We start from the raw sequence: 23,671 nt of genomic DNA on the forward strand, positions 1-23,671 counted from the left end.
CGGGTCGTGACGCGGTACTGACGGCCGCGCCGATGCTGCACCGCACTGCGCGCGGCGCGGGCGGGCCGGCGCGTTTTTGAGTATGATTTTCGCATTCATCAGACGGAGTTTTGCCATGTCCACTCTCGACGCCACGGCGCCGTCCACCGACACCCAGGGCGACGCGTCGCTCGTCAGCCTGCCCTGGATCAAGCAACTGGTGTCGATGGACACGACGAGCCGCGTGCCGAACCTCGGCCTGATCGAAACGGTGCGCGACGCGCTCGCCGCGAAAGGCATCGCATCGACGATCACGCACGATCCACGCGAGGGCTGGGCGAACTTGTTCGCGACCGTGCCCGCGCACGACGGCTCGACGAACGGCGGCATCGTGCTGTCGGGGCATACCGACGTCGTGCCGGTCGACGGCCAGCAATGGGACAGCAACCCGTTCGCGCCGGAAATCCGCGACGGCCGCCTGTATGGCCGCGGCACCTGCGACATGAAGGGTTTCATCGGCGCCGCGCTCGCGCTGCTGCCCGAGATGCAGGCGACGAAGCTCGCGAAGCCGATCCATTTCGCGCTCTCCTACGACGAGGAAATCGGCTGCGCCGGCGCGCCGCTGATGATCGCCGATCTCGTCAAGCGCGGCGTGCAACCGTCGGGCTGCATCGTCGGTGAGCCGACCAGCATGCGGCCGATCATCGCGCACAAAGGCATCAACGCATACCGCTGCTGCGTGCGCGGCCACGCGGCGCATTCGTCGCTGACGCCGAAGGGGCTGAACGCGATCGAGTATGCGGCGCGCCTCATCTGCCACATCCGCGACATCGCCGACCGCTTCCGCGCCGAAGGCCCGTTCGACGCGCTGTACGACGTGCCGTTCACGACCGCGCAGACGAGCACGATCCAGGGCGGCAACGCGATCAACACGGTGCCGGCCGAGTGCCGCTTCGACTTCGAATTCCGCAACCTGCCGACGCTCGATCCCGAGCAGATCTTCACGCGCATCGAAGCGTATGCACGGGAAACACTGCTGCCGCAGATGCTTCGCGAGCATCCGAATGCCGCGATCGAATTTTCGAAGATCGCCGCGGCGCCGGGCCTCGACGCAACCGAACAAGCCGCGATCACGCAACTCGTGCGCGCGCTGACGGCGGACCAGGACAAGCGCAAGGTCGCATACGGCACCGAGGCCGGACTGTTCGAACGCGCGGGCATCCCGAGCGTCGTATGCGGGCCCGGCAACATCGAGCAGGCGCACAAGCCGAACGAATATGTCGAGCTCGCGCAGCTCGCCGGCTGCGAGCAGTTCCTCCGCAAGTTCATCCGCAGCATGTCGGTCGACGCGCACTGACTGCCTCCCGCCACGCCGCCACCCGCCACGTCATGTCGACTGAACAACAGGGCACGGCCCATACGACGATCGACGGCGAGCCGATCCCGACGCTCGACGAAATCGCCGCGCAGCATTTCGCGCTGTCGCCCTGGGTCGCGCGCACGCCCGTGTTCGAACGCGCCGACCTGCCGTCCCTCGAGGGCACGCACGTCAACTTCAAGTTCGAACTGCTGCAGGTGAGCGGCAGCTTCAAGGCGCGCGGCGCATTCACGAACCTGCTTGCGCTCGACGAGGCCCGCAAGAACGCGGGCGTCACCTGCGTGTCGGCCGGCAATCACGCGGCGGCCGTCGCGTATGCGGCCATGCGGCTCGGCAGCAGCGCCAAGGTCGTGATGTTTCACACCGCGAGCCCGACGCGCATCGCGCAGTGCAAGCAGTACCGCGCGGAAGTCGTGCTGGCCGGCAGCGCGTCGCAGGCGTTCGATCTGGTGCGCCGGATCGAGGCCGAGGAAGGCCGCTTCTTCATCCATCCGTTCAACGGCTATCACACGATCCTCGGCACCGCGACGCTCGGCTACGAATGGGCGACGCAGACTCCCGACCTCGACGCGGTGATCGTACCGATCGGCGGCGGCGGGCTCGCGGCCGGCATGGCGACCGCGCTGCGGCTCGCGAATCCGCGCGTACACGTGTACGGCGTCGAGCCGGAAGGCGCCGACGCGATGAGCCGCAGCTTCGCGGCCAATCACACGATCAAGATGAGCGCGATGCAGACGATCGCCGATTCGCTGATGGCGCCGCATACCGAGGAATACAGCTACCAGCTGTGCCGGCGCCACGTCGACCGCATCGTCACCGTGTCCGACGACGCGCTGCGTGCCGCGATGCTGTTCCTGTTCTCGCAACTGAAGCTGTCGGTCGAACCGGCATGCGCGGCCGCCCTCGCCGCGCTGCTCGGCCCGCTGCGCGAAACGCTGCAGGGCAAGCGCGTCGGCGTGCTGCTGTCGGGCACGAATACCGACCCGGGCACGCTCGGCATGCATCTCGCGCATGCGAAACCGCAGCACTGATCGCGCACCGGGCGTCAGCGAACCAACCTAGGGTTATCCCCAGATTATGTTGACAGCCCTGTTGATAACCCGCCGGACAAACACGCAAGTGGTTGAGCGCGCAGCGTTTTGCGCGCGCGGAGGTCGATCGACACGAATTGGGCAGATGCGCCCTTCAGCCGCCTGCCCCAAGACCTGGTGGCACCGCGCGGCGCCCATGATCGGCGGCGTCGCGATCGCACTGCTCGCCGGTTGCGCGGCACCGCCCCCGCCCGCCGCCGGCACGGCGCCGGCCTGCACCCAGCCGGGCGAGAGCCGCATGCTGCAGGCCGACCTGCTGTTCGGGCGCGACATCGCGGGACACGGCTCCGTCACCGATGCGGAACGCGCGGCGTTTCTCGCCGACACGGTCACGCCGCGTTTTCCCGACGGCCTGACCTACTGGGATACGCACGGCCAATGGCGCGACCGCACGACCGGCGGTATCACGCGCGAGGACAGCTTCGTGATCCGTATCATCGCCGACGATACGCCCGACACGCGCGTGCGGCTCGCCGCGATTCGCAAGGCCTATATGGAGCGGTTTCATCAGGAATCGGTCGGCATGACGGTGGTGCCTGCCTGCGCGTCGTTCTGATTCAGCCGCTCCCGCTTGCGTCGACGCACAAAAAAACGGGCGCCCGAAGGCGCCCGTCGCATGCATGAACAGCGGTATCCCGCTTACTTGTTCTCGAACATGTCCATGATCTGCTGCTTCTCCTGCGGCGTGACGGGCGGTGGCGCGAGCCCGGCCGCACCGGCCGAACCCAGCGCGTCGTTCGCGCTGATCGCGTTCTCGGCCGGGTTGATGTCGACGTTCGCGACGAAGCCGTTGCCCGGCGTGCGATCTGCGTAGTACAGCTCGCCGTCGATCGAGGTCAGGCCGTCCGGCATCGGCATCTGCTGCTCGGGCACGCCGTTCAGCGCGGTGCGCATGTAGTTCACCCAGATCGGCAGCGCCAGCTGCGCGCCGAACTCGCGGCTGCCGAGGCTCTTCGGCTGGTCGAAGCCCATCCATGCCACCGCGACGAGCGATTGCTGGTAGCCGGCGAACCAGCCGTCCTTCGCGTCGTTCGTCGTACCGGTCTTGCCCTGCAGGTCGCTGCGGCCCAGTGCGTTGGTGCCCGCGCCCGTGCCGGCCGTCGCGACCGAATGCAGCAGGCTGTTCATCACGTACGCGTTGCGGCCTTCGATCGTGCGCGGGGCCGTGCTGCCCGCCAGCACCGGCTGCGACTTCTGCAGCGGCTGGCCGCGCGCGTCGTCGACCTCGGCGATCAGGTACGGATCGACCTTGTAGCCGCCGTTCGCGAACACCGCATAACCCGTCGCGAGCTGCAGCGGCGTCACGAGGCCCGCGCCGAGCGCCATCGGCAGGTAAGGCGGCGTCTTCGCGGGATCGAAGCCGAAGCGCTGCGTCACGTACTGCTGCGCATACTGCGTGCCGATCGACGCGAGGATCCGGATCGACACGAGGTTCTTCGAACGCTGCAGGCCGGTACGCATCGTCATCGGGCCGTCCGGCTGGTCGTCGTCCTTCGGCTCCCAGGCGGTGCCGCCCGGCACGCTCGGCGGGAAGTACAGCGGCGCGTCGTTGATCATCGTCGCCGGCCCCATGCCCTTGTCGAGCGACGCCGAGTAGATGAACGGCTTGAACGACGAGCCCGGCTGCCGCCATGCCTGCGTCACGTGGTTGAACTTGCTCTTGTTGAAGTCGAAGCCGCCGACGAGCGAGCGGATCGCGCCATCCTGCGGCGCGATCGCGACGAGCGCGCCTTCGACCTGCGGCAGCTGCACGACCTGCCAGCCCGTCTTGCCGTCCTTCAGCACGCGCACGACCGAGCCCGGCTTGATGCGCAGCGTATCGTTCGCGCGCGGGCTCAATGCGGCCGACACGAAGCGCAGCCCGGCCGGCCCGATCGTCGTGGTCGCGCCGCCGACGAACTGCACCTCGACCGCGTTCGGCGACGCCGACAGCACGACCGCCGACTGCAGGTCGCCGTTGTCCGGGTGATCGGCGAGCGCGTCGTCGATCGCCTCGTCGCGGTCGTCGCCGGCCGCGGGCAGCTGGATCGACGCTTCCGGCCCGCGATAGCCGTGGCGGCGCTCGTAGTCGAGAATGCCGCGACGCACGGCCTGGTATGCGGCTTCCTGGTCGGCCGAATTGATCGTCGTCGTGACGGTCAGCCCGCGCGTATAGGTTTCGTCCTTGTACTGCTGGTACATCATCTGCCGCACCATCTCGGCGACGTACTCGCCGTGCACCGCGTACTGGTTGCCCGGCGTGCGCACGTGGATCTCTTCCTTCACGGCCTCGTCGTACTGCGGCTGCGTGATGTAGCCGACCTCGAGCATGCGCTTCAGGATGTATTCCTGGCGCACCTTCGCGCGCTTCGGATTGACGACCGGGTTATAGGCGGACGGCGCCTTCGGCAGCCCCGCGAGCATCGCCGCTTCCGCGAGCGTGATGTCCTTCAGGTCCTTGCCGAAATACACGCGCGCGGCGGCCGCGAAGCCGTACGAGCGCTGGCCGAGATAGATCTGGTTCATGTACAGCTCGAGGATCTGGTCCTTCGTCAGGGCCTTCTCGATCTTGTACGCGAGCAGCATTTCGTAAATCTTGCGCGTGTAGGTCTTCTCGCTCGACAGGAAGAAGTTGCGCGCGACCTGCATCGTGATCGTGCTCGCGCCCTGGCGCGCGCCGCCGTGCATCAGGTCGGCGACGCCCGCGCGCAGGATGCCGACGAAGTCGACACCGCCGTGCTCGTAGAAGCGGTAGTCCTCGATCGCGAGCACAGCCTTCTTCATCACGTCGGGAATGTCCTGGAACCGCACGAGGCTGCGGCGCTCCTCGCCGAACTCGCCGATCAGTACGTGATCGGCCGTGAACACGCGCAGCGGCACCTTCGGCTGGTAGTTGGTCAGCGCATCGAGCGACGGCAGTTGCGGCGCCATCACGACCAGCGCGTAGCCGACGATCAGCGCGCCGACGATCGCCAGCGTCGCGAACAGGCCGGCGAACCACAGCGCGACGCGCGAGCCGAACGAGCGACGGCGCCCTCCGCCGCCGCTGCTGCGCTGGGTGCGGCGGTCGTCGTCGCGATCGTCGTCATCGGGGTAATAGGCTCCGGACGGCGAACGGCGCAGCGTGTAGTGGGGTTCGTTCCTGTCGGAAGAAGAAGGCGGTCGTTTGATAATTGGCATGTCGGAATGGCGGGCGTACGTGGCACCCTCGGACGCATGCGGAAATGCAAGCGGATGAATCAGAGCGGGTACAGCGTGATGCGGCTGTCACGTCGACAGACCCCGCCGCGCGGCGATCCGTTCCCGCGACGTGACAGCGCATTTTAATGAAATCGACCGGGTGCCTTCGCGATTTTTTGTAAAAATTCCCGCAATGCCGTGATTTGAGGAACGTATTGTCGGCATCCTCTGCCTATCATGGACACGCAATATGGTGCGCACGGTCGATTTTCTTTCAACCGCGAAAGGTTCGACATCCTGATGCGCACGCGGCTTGAACTCGCGCGTTTAAGCCGTATTTAAGTGAACCGGTGGTGTAATATCCGCCGGCTCATGCGGGTCGAAACCGGCTCGCTACGGGCACTGCCGCGGTGACGCGGCGCCTTTCAATCACGGAGGATTTCATGTCGCTTTTCGACTCTGTTTCGCGCACGATCAAAGGCCTGCTGAACGATGCGGCCGATTCGGTACAGGATCCGTCGCGCGACGCACGGCAGATCGTGCGGGAGCTCGACGACAGCATCGGTCGTGCCGAGAATTCGCTGATCGAGATCGAGGCACAGGTCGCGACCCAGCGCAGCAAGCGCGATGCGGCCGACGACAAGGTGAAGAAGTACGAGGACGGCGCGAAACGCGCGCTGCAGGCCGGCGACGAGGCGCTCGCACGCGAGGCGCTCGGCGCGCAGTCGAACGCGGAAGCCGAGCGTGACGCGCTCGCGGCCGAACTGTCGACGCTCGAGCCGTCGGTCGACAAGCTGAAGGGGCAGATCGCCGACATGCGTCAGCGCCGCAACGACCTGAATGCACGCTCGAACATCCTGCAGGCCAAGCAGGAAATCGCACAGGCGAAGGACGTCGCGGCCAGCGCGCTGGGCGGCATCGGCGGCAAGAACCTGTCCGAAGACTTCCAGAAGCTCGAGGACAAGGTCGCGCTGCAGAACGCCCGCTCGGACGCGCGCCTCAATTCCGCCGACACGTCGAGCGGCAAGGCACTCGACGACAAGCTCGCCGCGCTGAACAAGGGCCCGTCGGTCGAGGATCGCCTCGCCGCGCTGAAGAAGCAGCTCGACACGCCCGCGCAGTAACGGCAACTGCGGGCAACCGCGCCGCCGCCCGTCCCGGGCGTGCGGCGCGAACCGATCGTCAGGAGACGGGCGCCTGCGCCCGGTTCGACCATGAAGAAATCTCTCGCCGCACTCGGCCTCTCGCTGATGTTGCTGTCGTCCGCCGCGTTTGCGGTCCCGTCGCTGCAGCAGGTCGAGCAGTCGATCGCGCAACGCAACTGGCAGCAGGCCGACACGCAGCTGTCGCAAGTCATCGACGCCCATCCGAACAACGCGCACGCGCGCTACCTGTATGCACAGGTGCTGGACCGCGAGGGCCGCGCGTCCGATGCGCTCGCGCAGCTGCAGCGCGCGAAGTCGCTCGATCCGCAACTGAAGTTCACCGATGCGTCGCGCTTTGCCCAGACGGAGTCGCGCATTCGCGCCGACGCCGCGCGCGTGAGCGCCAACGTGCCGTCGGCGACGCAGGCCGGTACGCTGCAATCGTCGCTCGCGCCCGCCGCCGCGCCGGCCGAAAAACACGGCCCGTCGACCGGCATGTGGATCGGCCTCGGGCTGATCGTCGCGGTGATCGCGCTGGTGCTGCGCTGGACGCTGCGGCGCGCGCGCACGGCCGACGACAGCCGCGCCGACGACGAACGCCGCACGCAGCTCAAGCGTGCCACCGACGTGCTGAACGACATCCGCCCGCTGAAGCTCGACGCGAAGCTGTCGACGGCGCCGGGCGCCGCGGCGCTCACGGGCGAACTCGAAGCGATCGAGACCGACGCGCGCACGCTCGTCGAAACGCTGTCCAACGGCAAGAATCCGGTACCGCCCTATCGCGTCGACGAACTCGAACAGCGCCATGCGAGCGTGAAGGCACGCGTCGAAGGGCGTCCCGACCCGGCCGCGCAACCTGCTGCACCGGCGAACGGCAGCGGCTCCGTGTATGCGCAGGAAGCCGATCGCATGACGGGCGCGCAGGGCCAGCCGTATCCGCCGCCACCCTACCCGCAACAGCAACCGCCCGTCGTGATCCAGCAAGGCGGCGGCGGTTTCGGCGGCGGCATGGGCGGGCTGCTGACGGGCGTATTGCTCGGCGAGGCGATGTCGGGCGGCCGCGAGCGCGTGGTCGAACGCGACGTGATCGTCGACGGCGAACGCCGCCGGCAGGAGAACGACCCGGGCTTCGACCTGGGCCGCGGCGATGCGTCGAACTGGAGCGACGGCAACGGCGGCGGCGGCATGGACCTCGGCAGCAACGACGACGGCTGGACCGACGACAACACCTGACGCCGCGCAGCGCGTCGACACACCCGCGACGCGCTGCAACGCACGCCACGCTCCCCTTCATCGCCGGCCGCGCCGGCGCGCGGATTTGTCAATCATTTCAAGATGGACTACCGGCAATGGGGAGCGTTCGCTATCATGCGGCCATCGGCGTGCCACCGACCCTCATTCGACGCTCCGCATCCCCGCGCGTCGCGGCACGCCTCCCCTCGCCCCCCAACAGGAGAAAGCCGCTCATGAGCATCATCAAGGAATTCAAGGAGTTCGCCGTCAAGGGCAACGTCATGGATCTCGCCGTCGGCGTGATCATCGGCGGCGCGTTCTCGAAGATCGTCGACTCGGTCGTGAAAGACCTCATCATGCCGGTGATCGGCGTGCTGACGGGCGGTCTGGATTTCTCGAACAAGTTCGTTCTGCTCGGCACCATCCCCCCGACGTTCAAGGGTAATCCCGATTCGTTCAAGGACCTGCAGGCCGCGGGTGTCGCCGCGTTCGGCTACGGCTCGTTCATCACCGTGGCGATCAATTTCGTCATCCTCGCGTTCATCATTTTCCTGATGGTGAAATTCATCAACAAGCTGCGCAAGCCGGAAGAAGCCGCACCGGCCGCGACGCCGGAAGACACGGTGCTGCTGCGCGAGATCCGCGATTCGCTGAAGCAGCGCTGATCGCCGAGCACCCCGCCTGCCAGGCCCGCCCCGTGCGGGCCTTTTTATTGCGCGCGCGATGCACCGCCGCATGCGGCCTGTCTCACTTTTTTGTGACGAGCGAATGCACGCGCGGGAAAAGCAGGTCTATGATGGAGACTAAACGACAGTACGGGCGCCAAGACGCTGGCTGTGTCGATCATGGCGAGCAGGTCGACGGGAGACATTGATCGTCGTACTGCACGAAGGCAGCATTTTCGTGTGCTATAAAGGATCGACATGCGGCGTACATAGCCGGGAGTGGGTCGCATGAAAATGCCGCATTTCTTGCAATTGTTTTTGAGGCGAGTGTTTATGTCCTTCCCGAAAAAACGTCGGCGTGCCCAGCAGGATGGCCAGGAGTCATTCCTCGCGGTATTGCGCCACTCGAAACCGTTTGCCCAGCTCGACACCAAGATTGCCCGCGCCCGCGCGCAGGACGAACCCGTCCTGTACGCCCACGTGCTGCCCGGTCTCGACGTGCTCCTGTGCAGCGTGCGCGGCGCCCAGCCGCCCTATCCCGCCATCGCCGAGCTGCGCAAGCGCTGCATCGAATCGATCGCCAACGCACTCGAGCAGCCGCTCGACGGCCTCGAGAACGGTGGTTACTGGTACGAAGCGAACGGCTTCGGTTTCCTCGTGTTCGCCAGCCGTGCGCGTGCGCGCATCCTGCCCGAGTTTGGTGCAGGCACGAAAGCGAGCCTGCGCGGCGGGCTCGGCCGCCAGAACGCCGGCGACACGACACCCCGCTCCCTCGGCTGATCCGCCTGCCATTCGATGGGCCGCCTCCGGGCGGCCCATCTGCCATTCACGCGCCCCGCTTGCCCGTCACGACGCCTGGCGACGCCCGTTGCCGGGCCGCACGATGTCGATGAACGCGGCGAAATCGGCGCCGGCGAGCCCTTGCGCGGCGCCCAGCCGCAGCACCTGCTGCACGGTGGCCGACACCGGCATGACCGCACCCGTGTCGCGCGCCGCGTCGGCGATCGCATCGACGTCCTTCTGGAACGTGCCGAGCGCGCCGATCGGTGCATGACCGCCCGACGTCATGCGCGGCACGAACGTCTGCAGCAGCACCGAATCGGCCCAGCCGCCGGCCAGCGCTTCGGCCAGGCGGGCGGCATCGATGCCGCTCGCCTGCGCGAGGCCGACGGCCTCGGCAATCGCGGTCACCGTCGCGGTGACGATCGCCTGGTTGCACAGCTTCGCCGTCTGCCCCGCGCCCGCGTCGCCCATGTGCGTGATGCGCGACGCGTACGTGTCGATCAGCGGCCGCACCGTGTCGAGATCGGCCGCGCGGCCGCCCGCCATCACCGCGAGCGTGCCGGCCTGCGCGCCGGGCACGCCGCCCGATACGGGCGCATCGATCCAGCCAACGCCGAGTGCGGCCGCGCGCGCCGCGTAATCGCGCGTCGCGGCGGGCGGGATGCTCGAATGATCGACGATGCGTTGCAGGCGACGCGCGGCGGCATCGCCGGCCAGCAGCCCGTGCTCGCCGAACACGACGTCGCCCACCGCGCGGCCGTCGAGCACGCACACGAATACCGTATCGACGCGCTCCGCCAGTTCACGCGGCGTGCCGGCCACTTGCGCGCCGTCCTTCACGAGCGCCTCGGCCTTGTCGCGCGAGCGATTCCACACGCTGACCCGATGCCCGGCCGCCAGCAAATGCCGAATCATCGGCGCGCCCATCAATCCCGGTCCGCAAAATCCGACTTCCACGATGTTCCTCGTCTCCGATATGGGTTGCACTTGCCGCCCATCATACCTATCACTCAAGAAGCCGGGCATGCGCGGCGCCGCTTCGGGAACGCGACCTGCACCGGCGATATATGCCGATATCCCAGGGAGCGCATCATGAGCGACCACGTGTACAAGATGATCGAACTGACCGGTTCGTCACAGCAATCGAGCGATGACGCCATCCGCAACGCGATCTCGAAAGCCGGCAAGACGCTGCACAACCTGCACTGGTTCCAGGTGACCGAAACGCGCGGCCACATCGAAGGCGACCAGGTCGTTCACTGGCAGGTGACGCTGAAGGTCGGCATGCGCATCGACGACTGACGCGCCCGTCGCATCCCACGCCGCGCCGCGATCCGGAGTCGCACTACACGTGCCTCCGCACGGCGCGGCGCGCCCGCTTGCAGCCCCGTTCAGGCCCCTTGTCGAGGCCCGGCCGGCGGGTGCGTGCGGGTATCCATCTCTTGACGCTGACTTTCGTTCATATTAAAAACGATATACCCACAGTACCCCTCGATCAGCCCAGACATATAACCCGGAGAAATCATGAGTCAGCAACGCGAGGCGATCGACACGTACCTCTTGCGCGTCTTGCACACCTTGTTGATGGAGCGCAGCGTCACGCGCGCGGCCGTCAAACTGAACCAGTCGCAACCGGCGATCAGCGCCGCGCTGCGGCGCCTGCGCGACATCACCGGCGATCCGCTGCTGGTGCGCGGCAAATCCGGCATGGTGCCGACCGAATACGGGCTGCGCCTGCTCGAGCCCGTGCAGAACGCGCTGCGTGAAATCGAGCGGATCAAGTTCCAGCAGCACAACTTCGACCCGGCCACGTCGATCCGCTGCTACCGAATTGGCTGCCCCGACTACCTGAACGTGCTGTTCGTGCCGACCGTCGTCGAGCGCTTTCGCCTGGCCGCGCCGAACGCGACGCTCGAGTTCCATTCGCTCGGCCCCGCATTCGACTACGAGCTCGCGCTGGAGGACGGCAAGCTCGACATCGTCGTCGGCAACTGGCCGGAACCGCCCGAGCAGCTGCATCTGTCGAACCTGTTCGTCGACGAAATCGTCTGCCTGATGAGCAACACGCACCCGTTCGCGAAGCGCGGCGGGCTCACGCTCGACCAGTACCTGAACGCGCCGCATCTCGCGCCGACACCGTACTCGGTCGGCCAGCGCGGCGCGATCGACGTGCATCTCGCGCGCGAACGCCTGAAGCGCCACGTGGTCGTCACGCTGCCGTACTTCAACCTCGCGCCGTACGTGCTCGTGAAATCCGACCTGATCTTCACGACGACGCGCCTGTTCGCCGATCACTACGCGAAGTTCCTGCCGCTGTCGGTCGTGCCGGCACCGCTCGACTTCCCGCCGATGCAGTACTACCAGCTGTGGCACGAGCGCTGCCACTACTCCGACGAAGTGCGCTGGCTGCGCAGCCTCGTCGCCGAAGCCACCCGCACGCTGATCGAAGCGTAAGCGCGCACGACGCGCGCGCCGGCCACGCCGCTGCGGCGTGGCCCGAAGTGGCCCGAAGTGGCCTCGTGCGGCCGCGCGTGACGGGTCCCGGCCTCGGCCGCCACGCGCCCGACGTGCAGCGCGCGGCGCACTCTCCCGCTCACGGCATCAGCGCGACGCCTCCACGAGTGCCTGCGCCAGCGCGTTATGCCGCGCGATGACAGGCGGCAGATCGAGCGTCGCCAGCCGCCCCTCGCGCACCACCACCTTCCCGTTCACCACCGTGTATGCCGTCTGCGACGGCGCGCAGAACACCAGCGCCGCGACCGGATCGTGCAGCGCGCCCGCGAACAGCGGCTGGCGCAGGTCGAATGCGGCGAAGTCGGCGGCCATGCCGGGCTTCAGCGCGCCGATATCGTCGCGGTTCAGCACCTTCGCGCCGCCGAGCGTCGCGATCTCGAGCGCTTCGCGCGCGGTCATCGCATCGGGCCCGAAACCGACCCGTTGCAGCAGCAGCGCCTGCCGCACTTCCGCGACCATCTGCGCGCCGTCGTTCGACGCGGAGCCGTCGACGCCAAGGCCGACCGGCACGCCCGCGAGACGCATCTTCTTCACCGGCGCGATGCCCGACGCGAGCCGCATGTTCGAGCACGGACAGTGCGCGACGCCGGTGCCGGTGCGCGCGAACAGGCCGATGCCCGCATCGTCGAGCTGCACGCAGTGCGCATGCCACACGTCGTGGCCGACCCAGCCGAGATCTTCCGCATATTCGGCCGGCGTCATCCCGAATTTCTCGCGGCTGTACGCGATATCGTTGACGTTCTCCGCGAGGTGCGTGTGCAGCGACACGCCGTATTCGCGCGCGAGCACGGCCGCGTCGCGCATCAGCTCGCGGCTCACCGAGAACGGCGAGCACGGCGCGACCACCACGCGCAGCATCGCGTAACGGCCTTCGTCGTGATAGGTCTCGATCAGGCGCTGCGTGTCGCGCAGGATCTCGGGCTCGCGCTCGACGACCGAATCGGGCGGCAGCCCGCCGTCGCGCTGGCCGACGCTCATCGCGCCGCGGCTCGCGTGAAAGCGCATGCCGATCCGCTGCGCGGCGCCGATGCTGTCGTCGAGGCGGCTGCCGTTCGGGTAGATGTACAGGTGGTCGCTCGACGTCGTGCAGCCCGACTGCAGCAGCTCGGCCATCGCGGTGAGCGTCGACACCTCGATCATCTCGGGCGTCAGGTGCGCCCAGATCCGGTAAAGGTTCGTGAGCCAGCCGAACAGTTCGGCATTCTGCGCGGCCGGCACCGCGCGCGTCAGGCTCTGGTACATGTGGTGGTGCGTGTTCACGAGCCCCGGGATCACGAGATGGCCGCGCAGGTCCAGCACTTCGTCGGCCGTATCGGGCAGTTCGGCGCTCGGGCCGACCGCGACGATCCGGTTGTCTTCGATGTAGAGCCCGGCGTCGCGCAGCTCGCGGCGCGTGTCGTCCATGGTCACGAGCACGTCGGCGTGCTTGACCAGCAGGGTTTTCGGGCGGGATGAGGAAGGGTTCGGCGCGCGTGCGCCAGCGTGCTGCTCGAGGTTCATGCGTTCTCCGCGTCGGTCTGCCCCAGGCGCTGATCCTGGTGGCGGTCACACAGCCGTTCGAACGCTGAATCGCGGCACGCTCCGGTGCCTGCGTCCGTTCGAACGCCCTGGCCCGGTTACCCGGCGTGCTCGCCGTCTTCGGGGTACGCGCGGGCCACAGGCCGACGCGCACGGCGGGAGGATCGCCCAAGCACGCGCTGCACACAATGCGCGATCCGGAATACCGCGCTTCACGGTTTCGATATGGTACGCCGCGCACCGCCCGGCGGAAGGCCGGAAACACCCGAAAAGCGCGCCGGAAGCGGTGTCCGGCGTACCGTCGACAGCCGCTCATGCGCGGCGCATTATCTTTGATATCGCGCCCGTATTTGCGCGGGGAACCTTTTTACAATGCCTGCACGGCGCTCGCTTCAATCTCGCCGACGGGTATGTAGCCACGTGACGTGGAGCCTCGATCCGCCGCACAGTCAATGGATCGAGTCGCCGCCGAACCTCGCATTCACACAAGGACTCAACGAATGGGAAAGCTCACTACCCACGTACTCGATACGGCGCACGGCCGTCCCGGCGCGGCCATCAAGGTGGACCTCTACGCGCTGGACGGCGAATCGCGCCGCGCGATCAAGACCGTGCTGACCAATAGCGACGGCCGCTGCGACGAACCCCTGCTCGAAGGCGCCGCGCTCGCCGCCGGCGAATACGAACTCGTGTTCCATGCCGGCGACTACTTCGCGTCGCTCGGCGTGAAGGTGCCCGAACCCCGTTTCGTCGACCGCGTCGTGCTGCGCTTCGGCATCGCCGACACCGCTTCGCACTACCACGTGCCGCTGCTCGTGTCGCCGTGGTCGTACAGCACCTATCGCGGCAGCTGACATTCGAATCAGCGCCCGCATCAAACAAACGATTTGAGTCTGGAGGAGTTTCATGGAAGGCTTCATCACCGACTGGCTGAACCTCGCGCTGCGATGGCTGCACGTCATCGTCGCCATTGCGTGGATCGGCGAGTCGTTCTATTTCGTCGCGCTCGACAACAGCCTGAAACCGCCGACCGACCCGAACCAGCGCAAGCGCGGTGTGTTCGGCGAGCTGTGGCATGTCCACGGCGGCGGTTTCTACAACATGCAGAAGTACACGGTCGCCCCGCCAGAAATGCCGGATGACCTGCACTGGTCGAAGTGGCCGTCGTACACGACCTGGCTGTCGGGCTTCTCGCTGTTCTTCGTGCTGTACCTGCTCGCACCGAACACCTACCTGATCGACAAGAGCGTGCTCGACATGGGCCCGGTGGTCGCCGTCGCGTCCGCACTCGGCTTCCTCGCGGCCGGCTGGATCGTCTACGACTCGCTGTGCCGCATCCTCGGCACCAACGACCGCGTGCTCGGCATCTGCGTCGGCATCTACGTGGTCGCCGCCGCCTACCTCGCGTGCCATATCTTCGCGGGCCGTGCCGCCTACCTGATCGTCGGCGCGATGCTCGCGACGATCATGTCGGCGAACGTGTTCTTCGTGATCATCCCCGGCCAGCGCAAGATGGTCGACAAGATGCTCAAGGGCGAAGAGCCGAACCCGATCTACGGCAAGCGCGGCAAGCAGCGCTCGGTGCACAACACGTACTTCACGCTGCCGGTCGTGTTCGCGATGCTGTCGAACCACTACGCGATGACCTACACGAACAAGTTCAACTGGGTCGTGCTCGTGCTGATCATGCTGGCCGGCGCGCTGATCCGCCAGTTCTTCGTGATGCGTCACCGCGGCAAGCAGCTGTGGTACCTGCCGATCGGCGGCGTCGCGCTGCTGTCGGGCGCGCTGGTCTGGACGATGCCGAAGCCGGTCGCGCCGGAAGCGCAAGCGGCCAACGCACCGAAGATCGTGATCAACGACATCATGCCGATCCTGCAGCAACGCTGCGTCGAGTGCCACTCGTCGAAGCCGACGCTGATGGGCAGCGCGCCCGCGGGCGTGATGTTCGACACGCCGGACGAAGTGTCGAAGAACGCCCAGCGTATCTACGAGCAGGCCGTGCGCCTGAAGGCGATGCCGATCGGCAACGTCACGCACATGACCGACGACGAGCGGACGAAGCTCGCCGCCTGGTTCGAGGGTGGCGCGAACAAGTAAGCCGCCGCGCGCCGGGTGTGAGTGCCCGGTGCAATCCTCTCCGTTCTCGGGCCCGGTGACGGGCCCGTTTTTTTTGGCGCGGCCCGGATGCCCTGCGCGCGTCAGCCGCGCGTCGCGCCGCGCTGGAGCGCGACGAGCGCATCGAGCGCGCGCGGGCCGTCGTCGAACGGCACGAAGATGTGATCGTGGTAAGCGGCCGCCATCACGTTGCAGCTGATGCCGGCCGCGCCGAGTGCCCGCGCGAACGCCGCCGTGAGGCCGACGGCCGCCAGGTCGGAATGCACGGTCAGCGTGATCCAGGCCGAGCGGAACAGCACCGGCCAGCCGCGACGTGCAGCCGTTTCCTCGTCGACCACGACCGTCAGCCCTTCCGCTTCGCGGAACGTCGCAATGACTTCGGATAACGATACGTCTGCATCGGCCGGCAGCGACACGAAGGCGAACGCACCCGGATGCAGTTCGGGCTGCATCGTGCGCAGCAGGATCGCGAGGTCGTTTTCAGGTTGGCTCATCGGAAGAACACGCCCGGAACCGGGCATCGTGCGGTGGAGACGCGGGCACGATAGCATGCGCCGTCGCTGCCACAGCTACAACTACGCGCGCATCGTCGCGACTTCGTCCGCGAGCCAGCCGCGCAGTGCGACGATGCGCGGATCGTCCTGCGTGCGTTCGGGATACACGACGTGATACGCAAGGCCCGGCGCCACCCCGACGTTCACGTCGAACAGCTGCACGACGCGCCCTTCCGCGAGATCGCGCGCGATCATGTGCGGTTCCGCAAGACCGACCGCCGTGCCGTCCGTCACGGCCTGCACGACGTGGCTCGAATCCGGAAACGACACGCACCGGCTGTCGTCGAAACCGTCGACGCCGGCCGCGGCCATCCACGCCGACCAGCGCGGCCAGGTCACGCCGTCGACTTCGCAGTCGACATGGCAGAGCGTATGGCGCAGCAGATCGCGCGGCTTGCGCAACGGCGGCCCGGCCGACAGCAGTGCCGGGCCGCAGACCGCGACGACCGACGTATCGAACAGGCGCTGCGCGCACGCGTCGCGATAACGCCCGGTGCCGAAGCGGATTGCGATATCGACGTCGTCCTCGTCGAAATCGCGCAACCGGTCGGTGATGTCGAACGTCAGCTCGAACGCCGGATGCGCGTCCCTGAAACGCGGCAGGCGCGGCAGCAGCCAGTGCGTCGCGAAACGCGCGCCGACCGACACGCGCAACTCCGTCTGCTCCCGCGTGATGCGCCGCGCCCGGGCCGTCGCGCGCTGCAGGCCCGCCAGCGCATCGGCGGCCGCGGCGGCCAGCACGACACCGGCCGGCGTCAACCGGATGCTGCGGCTCGTGCGGACGAACAGTACGACGTCGAGCTGCGCCTCGATTTCCTTGATCTGATGACTGACTGCCGCCGGCGTCAGCCCGACCTCGTCGGCCGCCCGCGAGAAATTCAGGTGCCGCGCCGCCGCATCGAACGTCCTCAGCGCGCGCGTACCGGGCCACATGCGTTCCATCGATCTTCAAACCGGATTTGATGACCGTTCCAAAACTACTCGTTTTTCAAGATGCCATCAATCCGCAAACAATAGGCTTTCTTGACGATGCCGCGAGCCGCCCCGCGCTCGCGACCGAACCCGGAGATCCGCCGATGACCATTGCCCCGTTCCCGTCCGTCGTTCAGCTCAACGGCGGCGCCGCCACCCCGGACGCGCTCGCGCCGCTCGCATTCGCGGGCCACGCGCATTTCACCGCGATGCAGGTGCGCGACGGCCGCGTACGCGGCCTCGACCTGCATCTCGCGCGGCTGCGCGATGCGTCGAACGCACTGTTCGGCCAGGCACTGCCCAACGACCGGATTCGCGCGCTCCTGCGCGCTGCGCTCGAGCGCGCGCCGTCGGCGCTGTCGCTGACGGCGACCGTGCATGCGACGACGGGTGAATTCGTCGCGCCGCGCGACGACGAAGCGCTCGACGTGCTGGTGCGCACCGCCGCACCGTCGTCGGGGCCGGCGGGCCCGCTCGATCTCGCGCTGTTCGAATACGAGCGCGTGCTGCCGGAAATCAAGCATGTCGGCGAAGTCGCCAAGACGCACTTCCTGCGCCGCGCGATCGCGCAGGGATTCGACGATGCGGCATTCGTCGATCGCCACGGGCGCATCAGCGAAGGCTCGATCTGGAATCTGGCGTTCTGGACCGGCGACACGGTTGTGTGGCCGGTGGCGGACATGCTCGGCGGCGTCACGATGCGCATCGTGCGCCGGCAACTGGCACGCCTGGGCGTCGCACAGCGCGATCGCGAACTGACGCCGGCCGATCTGCCGTCGATGGCCGGCGCCGTCGTGATGAATTCGTGGACACCCGGTGTCGCCGTGCGCCGGTTCGGCACGGCGACGCTGCCGGACTCGTCGTCGCTCGTCGCGCTGCTGCATCGTGCGTATGAACAGGAAATGCCCGTCGCGCCGTGACGCGCGGGCCCCGTGTCGGGCATGGCTCACCCGTCGACCGTCTCCGGCAGCCGCGCGATCGCCTTGATCTCGAACTGGAAGCCGTACAACCAGGTCACGCCGACGGCAGTCAGCGTCGGATAAGGCGCGTCGCCCCAGTACTCGGGGACGATCTCCCAGATCCGCTCGAACGTCGCTTCGGGATCCACGAGGAACACCGTCACGTCGACGACGTCGTCGAACGTGCAGCCGGCCGCGCGCAGGACCGCGTTCAGGTTGTCGAACGCGCGGCGGACCTGCGCGCCCAGTTCCGGTTCAGGCGAGCCGTCCTCGCGGCTGCCCACCTGCCCGGACACGAACAGGAAGCCGTTCGAGCGCAGCGCCGGCGAATAGCGGTTGCGCTCGTACAGTGCCCGCCGACCGGGCGGAAAAACCACGCTACGCTTTACCATTCAGCACCTCCTTCGGTTGGTGGGGCGAAACCGCCCCGGCATCGACGATGAAGGCACTTTAAGGACGGTGGCGCGGTGAATAAACCGGCAACCCTGTCCAACACTGTTTGCGCGCCTCAAACAATTCCCGACCGACGCGGAGCCCTGACCCGATGGACCGATTCGACGCAATGCAGGCATTCGCCCGCGTGGTGGAAGCCGGCAGCTTCACGAAGGCCGCCGAGACACTGCACATGAGCCGCACCACCGTCACGCAACTCGTGCAGCAGCTCGAGGCACGGCTGCGCGTGAAGCTGTTCAACCGCACGACGCGCAAGGTTGTCGTCACCGCGGACGGCGCCGCGTACTACGACCGCGTCGTGCGGCTGCTGGCCGACATGGACGATGCCGAAACCAGCTTGTCCGCGGCGTCCGCGACGCCCCGCGGGCGGTTGCGCGTGGACGTGCCGAGCCCGTTCGCGCGCCTGATCCTGATCCCCGCGCTGCCCGCGTTCCATGCGCGCTATCCGGACATCCAGCTCGACATGGGCGTGAGCGACCGCGTGGTGGACGTGATTGGCGAAAACGTCGACTGCGTCGTGCGCGGCGGCGAGCCGACCGACCGCTCGCTGGTCGCGCGGCATGTCGGCGACCTGCGGCTCGGCGTGTACGCGTCGCCGGCCTATCTCGCGCGTGCCGGCACGCCGGCTCATCCGGACGAGCTGGAGGACTCGCATCACCGGATCGTCGGGTTCCTGTGGGCGCGCACCGGCAAGCCGTTGCCGTTTGCGATGGCATGCGACGGCGAGCGGATCACCGTGCGCGGACGCTACGTGCTCGCGGTCGACGACGGTAATGCGTACCTCGAGGCCGGCCTCGCCGGGCTGGGCATTCTGTGGCTGCCCGACTACATGGCCGGCGTGCATCGCGCCCGTGGCGAACTGGTGCCGCTGTTCGAGCGATGGCAGCTCGAACCGATGCCGATGTACGTCGCGTTCCCGCCGAACCGGCACGTCAGCGCGAAGCTGCGTGTCTTCATCGACTGGGCCGCCGGGCTGATCGCCGAGCATGCGCCGGTCGCGAACCGGCGCCGCGGCGCCCATGGTTCGCGCGACGCGCGCAAGACCGCGGCGACCTGAATCGCGTCGAAACGGCGGCACCATGAAAAAACCCGCGCAACGTGCGCGGGTTTTGGACCGGGAATGGCGGAACCGCCGGCGACGACTCAGGCCGTCAGCGCGTGCAGCGCCTCGTCGGTGAGCCACAGCGATTCCTGCAGGTCCTGCTCGTTCAGGTTCAGGCCGTCGCCGCCGCGATCGACGACGATGAAGTCGCTGACGCCGCCCAGCGCGATCAGCGGGTGATGCCACACGCCCTTCGCATAGTTGACGCCCTGCCACCCGCTCGTCACGAACGCACGGATCTTCGCCGGATCGAGATCGCCCGCGGGCGCCACGACGACGAGATACGGCTGGTCGTTCAGCGGCACGAACGCCTGGCTGCCGAGCGGGTGCCGTTCGAGCATCTTCACTTCGAACGGCAGCGTGCGCGGCTGGCCGCGGAACAGGTTGACGAGCGTGCGGCCATCTTCGTCGGTCACGTCGACTTTCGCGAGATCGTGGAAGCGGATCGTCGTGCCGAGGTTGATCGGGATCTGCTTTGCCCCTTCCGTTTCGATCACGTCGCCGAACGGCGCGAACGCTTCCTTTGTCAGCGGTTCGATGACAAGCGTCTTCATTTGTCGAGCGTCCCCCACAGACGCAGGCGCGACACGCCGCCGTCCGGAATGATGTTCAGGCGCACGTGCGTGACGGGGCCCAGCGACGCGATCTCCTGTTCGAAGTAGTGCTGCTTGTCCATCTGCAGCTTCTGTTCGCCGAGCAGCACCGGCCAGAACATCGACTGCGTGATCAGCGAGCTGTCCGTTCCGCCCGACACGTACGCGGCCTGGATCGAGCAGCGATCCGGATAGTTGCCCTTGAAGAACGCGGTATCGACTTCGATCTTGCGGATCACGCCCGGCTGCGCGAGCGCGATGATCGCCCAGTCGTTGCCCGGTTCGCGGCGGCGGCGGGTTTCCCAGCCGTCGCCCATGTTCACGCCGCGGCCCGGCAGCAGCAGGTTCGACGCGACGCCGAAGTGCTGGTTGTTCGCGGCCACCACGTAACCGCCGTTTTCCATTGCCGCGAGGTCGAACTGCTCGGTCGCGCTCGCGCCGGCCCAGTCGAGCTGCGGCTGGCCGTACACGCGCAGGCGTGCAATGCCGCCGTCCGGGTAGATGTTCACGCGCAGGTGCGTGAACGCACGCGCGTCGCTCGCGTCGACATAGTGATGGCTGTTGCCCTGCAGCGTCGTTGACGGCACGATCTCGACCCACTCGGTCGCATGCGTCGGCGCGCCGTCGGCCACGAACGCGGCCTCGATCGACGCGGCCGGCGGGAAGTTGCCGGTGAAGTGGCTCGTGTCGATGTCGAAGCCCTTGATCACGCCCGGGCGCGCGAGCTTGACGATGCACCAGTCGTAGCCCGTCGTGCGCTTGCGGCGCGTTTCCCAGCCGTCCATCCACTTGCCGTGGTCGTCGTACTTGCCGGGAATGAAGACGGCCGGCTCGGGGTTCAGCATGCGGTCCTTCGGCGCGAAGAAATCGTCGCTGGCCTCGAGCGCCTGCGCACCGAGACGCGGGTCGGCAAGATTCACGTAGCGCCGCGTGAATTCGGGTGCGTTGGGATCGAGAAGCGGAACAGCCATGATGTTTCCTTGTTTCAGTGAGGCGATCCGGCCGCTGCGACGCAGCGGGCCGTACTGCGGTGTCAGGCGTCGATCAGGTCGTCGAGGCGAAAGCGCGCGATCCGGTAGATCTGGTCGAGGCTCGCGCGCAGTTCCTCGGTGCGCGAATGATTCACGCGCGACTCGAAGTTCGCGATGATGCCGTGCCGGTCATAACCGCGCACCGCGAGGATGAACGGGAAGCCGAACTTCTCGCGATACGTGCGGTTCAGCGTCAGCAGCTTGTCGAACTCTTCCTGCGTGCACTGGTCGAGGCCCGCGCCGCTCTGCTCGCGCGTCGACTCGGCCGTCAGCTCGCCGCGCACGGCGGCCTTGCCGGCCAGTTCCGGGTGGGCGTTGATCAGCGCGAGCTGGCGCGCTTCGCCGGCCGATTCCACGGCACCCGACATCGTCTTGTGCAGCGCGTCGATGCTCGCGAACGGCCGCTCGCCGGCGGCGACTTCGGCCACCCAAGGCGAATGTTCGAAGATCCCCGACAGCGCCGCGACAAATGCGCTCGGCGCCATCGTGTTCAGTTGATCCAACGTGTAGCGCATCGCCTTCATGCTTTCCCTTCGTTTCGATGATTGGGCTGATACGGATGATGTTCACGCCAGTGACGCGCGATATCGACACGGCGCGTCACCCATACGCGATCGTGCTTTTCGATGTGATCGAGGAAACGCTGCAGCCCGCGGAAACGGCCCGGCCGGCCGAGCAGCCGGCAGTGCATGCCGATCGACAGCATCTTCGGCGCCTCGTCGCCCTCCGCGTACAGCACGTCGAACGCGTCGCGCAGGTAGTCGAAGAAATGATCGCCGGTGTTGAAGCCCTGCGGCGTCGCGAAGCGCATGTCGTTCGTGTCGAGCGTATACGGCACGATCAGCTGCGGCGACGTCTTGCCGCCCGACACTTCGACGTCCATCCAGAACGGCAGGTCGTCGCCGTAGTTGTCGGAGTCGTACAGGAAACCGCCGTATTCCGCGACGAGACGGTGCGTGTTGGGGCTGTCGCGGCCGGTGTACCAGCCGAGCGGGCGCTCGCCCGTCACGCGCTCGATCGCTTCCATTCCGAGGCGCATGTGTTCGGCCTCGAGTTCCGGCGTCATGCTCTGGTAGTGGATCCAGCGCCAGCCGTGGCACGCGATTTCATGGCCCAGCTCGACGAACGCGCGCGCGAGCTCCGGGTGGCGTTCGATCGCCATGCCGACGCCGAATACCGTCAGCGGCATCCCGCGCTTCTCGAATTCGCGCAGGATGCGCCACACGCCGGCCCGCGAACCGTATTCGTAGATCGACTCCATGCTCATGTGGCGGTCGGGATACGCGGCCGCCCCGACGATTTCGGACAGGAACTGCTCGGAGCCCGGATCGCCGTGCAGCACGCAGTTCTCGCCGCCCTCTTCGTAGTTCAGCACGAATTGCACGGCGACGCGGGCGCGCCCCGGCCAGTTCGCCTGCACGGGATGGCGGCCGTAGCCGATCAGGTCGCGAGGATAGTTGGGATCGAGTGACATGGTTCGAAGTGCGGCGAAAGCTCGCTGAAATAATGGGTTCGCATCGACCGCGCGGGTGCCGCAGGCCGGCCGCGCGGGCCGATGCGATGACGGCCCAGTGTAGCGAAAACGCCCATACGCGCCCATACAGCGGCGCAGATAGTGCGTGTCAGACGGTGTGTATGTGCGGTTGCGGCAAATTCGGGGCCGGCTCTGCCTCGTCCCCGCCCGGCGGGCTGAAGCGGGCGAACGCGCCGTCGTAGCGCTTGGGCAGCGGCCGCGCGTAATCGCCGCGCTTCGCCGTCGCGAGGCGCAGCGCGACGAGCGCCTCGGCCCACTTGACCGCCGCGGTGACGCCCTCGACCACCGGCGCGCCGATCTGCTGCTCGATTTCGTGCGCGAACTCGGCCATCCCCGCGCAGCCGAGCACGATCGCGTCGGCACCGTCCTCGTCGAGCGCGCGCCGGCATTCGTCGACGATGATCCGCCGCGCGGCCGAGCCCGGCCGGTCGAGCTCGAGCACCGCGACGTCGGTCGCGCGCACGTTGCGGCAGAAGCGCTTCATCCCGTAGCGTTCCGCGAGGTGCCACGCCATCCCGCAGGTGCGCGCGAGCGTCGTGACGACCGAGAAGCCGGGCGCGAGCACGCTCGCCGCATGCATCGCGGCCTCGGCGATGCCGATCACCGGCCCGCGCGCGAGTTCGCGCGCCGCGTACAGGCCCGGATCGCCGAAGCACGCGATCACGTATGCGTCGCAGCCGTCGCGCTCGCCTTGCGCGATCTCGGCAAGCAGCCCCGGTGTCGCGAGCGCCTCGTCGTAATACCCTTCGATCGACGGCGGCCCCATCGGCGGGCTCACCGCCACGATCTCCGTGCCGGCGGCCGCGACCTCGCGCGCGCAGCGGCCCATCGCCTCGGTCATCCGCTGCGTCGTATTCGGATTGATCAGCCGGATCTTCATCGCACGCTCC

At 67.4% G+C, this 23,671-nt stretch carries 24 protein-coding genes; 13 read left to right on the forward strand and 11 right to left on the reverse strand.

Annotation, left to right across the window (positions count from 1 at the left end):
* The first annotated feature begins 115 nt into the window (after positions 1–115).
* The 3 genes from argE to AB3K92_RS33000 all read left to right on the forward strand — a co-directional run bounded on the left by argE (position 116) and on the right by AB3K92_RS33000 (position 3,004).
* On the forward strand, positions 116–1,336 hold the full coding sequence (gene argE, locus AB3K92_RS32990; RefSeq protein WP_021160382.1) for an acetylornithine deacetylase: 1,221 nt from the start codon (positions 116–118) through the stop codon (positions 1,334–1,336).
* Positions 1,337–1,368: 32 nt separating this feature from the next.
* Entirely contained in the window at positions 1,369–2,388 is a 1,020-nt protein-coding gene (locus tag AB3K92_RS32995) for a threonine/serine dehydratase (RefSeq protein ID WP_021160381.1), read from the forward strand.
* Between the two features lie 196 nt (positions 2,389–2,584).
* Positions 2,585–3,004, forward strand: a complete 420-nt coding sequence (locus AB3K92_RS33000; RefSeq protein WP_059651651.1) for a DUF3574 domain-containing protein — start codon at positions 2,585–2,587, stop codon at positions 3,002–3,004.
* A gap of 83 nt (positions 3,005–3,087) precedes the next feature.
* Here the strand turns inward: AB3K92_RS33000 and AB3K92_RS33005 are convergent, their stop codons facing one another.
* Complete coding sequence (locus tag AB3K92_RS33005) at positions 3,088–5,607, reverse strand: penicillin-binding protein 1A (RefSeq protein WP_021160379.1); 2,520 nt, start codon at positions 5,605–5,607, stop codon at positions 3,088–3,090.
* A gap of 443 nt (positions 5,608–6,050) precedes the next feature.
* Between AB3K92_RS33005 and AB3K92_RS33010 the strand changes: the two genes are divergently transcribed.
* The 4 genes from AB3K92_RS33010 to AB3K92_RS33025 all read left to right on the forward strand — a co-directional run bounded on the left by AB3K92_RS33010 (position 6,051) and on the right by AB3K92_RS33025 (position 9,430).
* Complete coding sequence (locus tag AB3K92_RS33010; RefSeq protein WP_021160377.1) at positions 6,051–6,731, forward strand: PspA/IM30 family protein; 681 nt, start codon at positions 6,051–6,053, stop codon at positions 6,729–6,731.
* Between the two features lie 90 nt (positions 6,732–6,821).
* Positions 6,822–7,985 (forward strand): tetratricopeptide repeat protein, encoded by a 1,164-nt coding sequence (locus AB3K92_RS33015; protein WP_369466605.1) that lies wholly within the window; start codon positions 6,822–6,824, stop codon positions 7,983–7,985.
* A gap of 233 nt (positions 7,986–8,218) precedes the next feature.
* Positions 8,219–8,650: a large conductance mechanosensitive channel protein MscL gene (mscL, locus tag AB3K92_RS33020; RefSeq protein ID WP_006487991.1), complete on the forward strand. Its 432-nt coding sequence runs from the start codon at positions 8,219–8,221 to the stop codon at positions 8,648–8,650.
* A gap of 333 nt (positions 8,651–8,983) precedes the next feature.
* Positions 8,984–9,430 (forward strand): hypothetical protein, encoded by a 447-nt coding sequence (locus AB3K92_RS33025; protein ID WP_027784713.1) that lies wholly within the window; start codon positions 8,984–8,986, stop codon positions 9,428–9,430.
* A gap of 66 nt (positions 9,431–9,496) precedes the next feature.
* Here the strand turns inward: AB3K92_RS33025 and AB3K92_RS33030 are convergent, their stop codons facing one another.
* Positions 9,497–10,390: an NAD(P)-dependent oxidoreductase gene (locus tag AB3K92_RS33030; RefSeq protein WP_048020970.1), complete on the reverse strand. Its 894-nt coding sequence runs from the start codon at positions 10,388–10,390 to the stop codon at positions 9,497–9,499.
* 135 nt (positions 10,391–10,525) lie between these two features.
* Here AB3K92_RS33030 and AB3K92_RS33035 point away from each other — a divergent pair, with 135 nt between their 5' ends.
* Both AB3K92_RS33035 and AB3K92_RS33040 read left to right on the forward strand, forming a co-directional pair.
* A complete protein-coding gene (locus AB3K92_RS33035; protein WP_021160372.1) occupies positions 10,526–10,735 on the forward strand; it encodes a dodecin in 210 nt (69 codons plus the stop codon).
* A 222-nt stretch (positions 10,736–10,957) separates the two neighbouring features.
* A complete protein-coding gene (locus AB3K92_RS33040; RefSeq protein WP_006478550.1) occupies positions 10,958–11,887 on the forward strand; it encodes a LysR substrate-binding domain-containing protein in 930 nt (309 codons plus the stop codon).
* Between the two features lie 147 nt (positions 11,888–12,034).
* Here the strand turns inward: AB3K92_RS33040 and AB3K92_RS33045 are convergent, their stop codons facing one another.
* Positions 12,035–13,447 (reverse strand): 8-oxoguanine deaminase, encoded by a 1,413-nt coding sequence (locus AB3K92_RS33045; protein ID WP_069273093.1) that lies wholly within the window; start codon positions 13,445–13,447, stop codon positions 12,035–12,037.
* 518 nt (positions 13,448–13,965) lie between these two features.
* On the opposite strand from AB3K92_RS33045, the gene uraH reads away from it, so the two are divergent.
* Together uraH and AB3K92_RS33055 are read left to right on the forward strand one after the other, a co-directional pair.
* Positions 13,966–14,319, forward strand: coding sequence for a hydroxyisourate hydrolase (gene uraH / locus AB3K92_RS33050; RefSeq protein WP_011657188.1), 354 nt, complete (start codon positions 13,966–13,968; stop codon positions 14,317–14,319).
* A 52-nt stretch (positions 14,320–14,371) separates the two neighbouring features.
* The gene (locus AB3K92_RS33055) at positions 14,372–15,565 is read left to right on the forward strand and encodes a urate hydroxylase PuuD (protein ID WP_021160368.1); all 1,194 of its coding nucleotides are present in this window, start codon (positions 14,372–14,374) and stop codon (positions 15,563–15,565) included.
* 101 nt (positions 15,566–15,666) lie between these two features.
* Here the strand turns inward: AB3K92_RS33055 and AB3K92_RS33060 are convergent, their stop codons facing one another.
* Together AB3K92_RS33060 and AB3K92_RS33065 are read right to left on the reverse strand one after the other, a co-directional pair.
* Positions 15,667–16,077: an ACT domain-containing protein gene (locus AB3K92_RS33060; protein ID WP_021160367.1), complete on the reverse strand. Its 411-nt coding sequence runs from the start codon at positions 16,075–16,077 to the stop codon at positions 15,667–15,669.
* A gap of 81 nt (positions 16,078–16,158) precedes the next feature.
* Positions 16,159–17,079, reverse strand: coding sequence for a LysR substrate-binding domain-containing protein (locus tag AB3K92_RS33065; protein ID WP_369466606.1), 921 nt, complete (start codon positions 17,077–17,079; stop codon positions 16,159–16,161).
* Between the two features lie 134 nt (positions 17,080–17,213).
* On the opposite strand from AB3K92_RS33065, the gene AB3K92_RS33070 reads away from it, so the two are divergent.
* Positions 17,214–18,029, forward strand: a complete 816-nt coding sequence (locus AB3K92_RS33070; protein WP_369466607.1) for an aminotransferase class IV family protein — start codon at positions 17,214–17,216, stop codon at positions 18,027–18,029.
* 26 nt (positions 18,030–18,055) lie between these two features.
* Here the strand turns inward: AB3K92_RS33070 and AB3K92_RS33075 are convergent, their stop codons facing one another.
* Positions 18,056–18,460, reverse strand: a complete 405-nt coding sequence (locus tag AB3K92_RS33075; protein WP_042975609.1) for a RidA family protein — start codon at positions 18,458–18,460, stop codon at positions 18,056–18,058.
* Positions 18,461–18,612: 152 nt separating this feature from the next.
* On the opposite strand from AB3K92_RS33075, the gene AB3K92_RS33080 reads away from it, so the two are divergent.
* Positions 18,613–19,578 carry a LysR family transcriptional regulator gene (locus AB3K92_RS33080; RefSeq protein WP_060049134.1) on the forward strand — a complete coding sequence of 322 codons (966 nt, stop codon included), beginning with the start codon at positions 18,613–18,615 and terminating at the stop codon, positions 19,576–19,578.
* A gap of 86 nt (positions 19,579–19,664) precedes the next feature.
* Here AB3K92_RS33080 and AB3K92_RS33085 read toward each other — a convergent pair whose 3' ends face one another.
* The 5 genes from AB3K92_RS33085 to AB3K92_RS33105 form a co-directional block, all read right to left on the reverse strand.
* Complete coding sequence (locus AB3K92_RS33085) at positions 19,665–20,177, reverse strand: ureidoglycolate lyase (RefSeq protein ID WP_021160363.1); 513 nt, start codon at positions 20,175–20,177, stop codon at positions 19,665–19,667.
* Positions 20,174–21,187: an allantoicase gene (alc, locus tag AB3K92_RS33090; RefSeq protein WP_021160362.1), complete on the reverse strand. Its 1,014-nt coding sequence runs from the start codon at positions 21,185–21,187 to the stop codon at positions 20,174–20,176. The genes AB3K92_RS33085 and alc overlap by 4 nt, the downstream gene beginning before the upstream one ends.
* Before the next feature lie 62 nt (positions 21,188–21,249).
* Positions 21,250–21,771: a 2-oxo-4-hydroxy-4-carboxy-5-ureidoimidazoline decarboxylase gene (uraD, locus tag AB3K92_RS33095; RefSeq protein ID WP_021160361.1), complete on the reverse strand. Its 522-nt coding sequence runs from the start codon at positions 21,769–21,771 to the stop codon at positions 21,250–21,252.
* A complete protein-coding gene (gene puuE, locus AB3K92_RS33100; protein ID WP_027787128.1) occupies positions 21,768–22,721 on the reverse strand; it encodes an allantoinase PuuE in 954 nt (317 codons plus the stop codon). The genes uraD and puuE overlap by 4 nt, the downstream gene beginning before the upstream one ends.
* A gap of 148 nt (positions 22,722–22,869) precedes the next feature.
* Positions 22,870–23,661 (reverse strand): aspartate/glutamate racemase family protein, encoded by a 792-nt coding sequence (locus AB3K92_RS33105; protein ID WP_369466608.1) that lies wholly within the window; start codon positions 23,659–23,661, stop codon positions 22,870–22,872.
* Between the last annotated feature and the right edge of the window lie 10 nt (positions 23,662–23,671).

Origin of the sequence: Burkholderia sp. Bmkn7 (assembly GCF_041103175.1) — a bacterium.
GTDB classification, from domain to species: domain Bacteria; phylum Pseudomonadota; class Gammaproteobacteria; order Burkholderiales; family Burkholderiaceae; genus Burkholderia; species Burkholderia cepacia.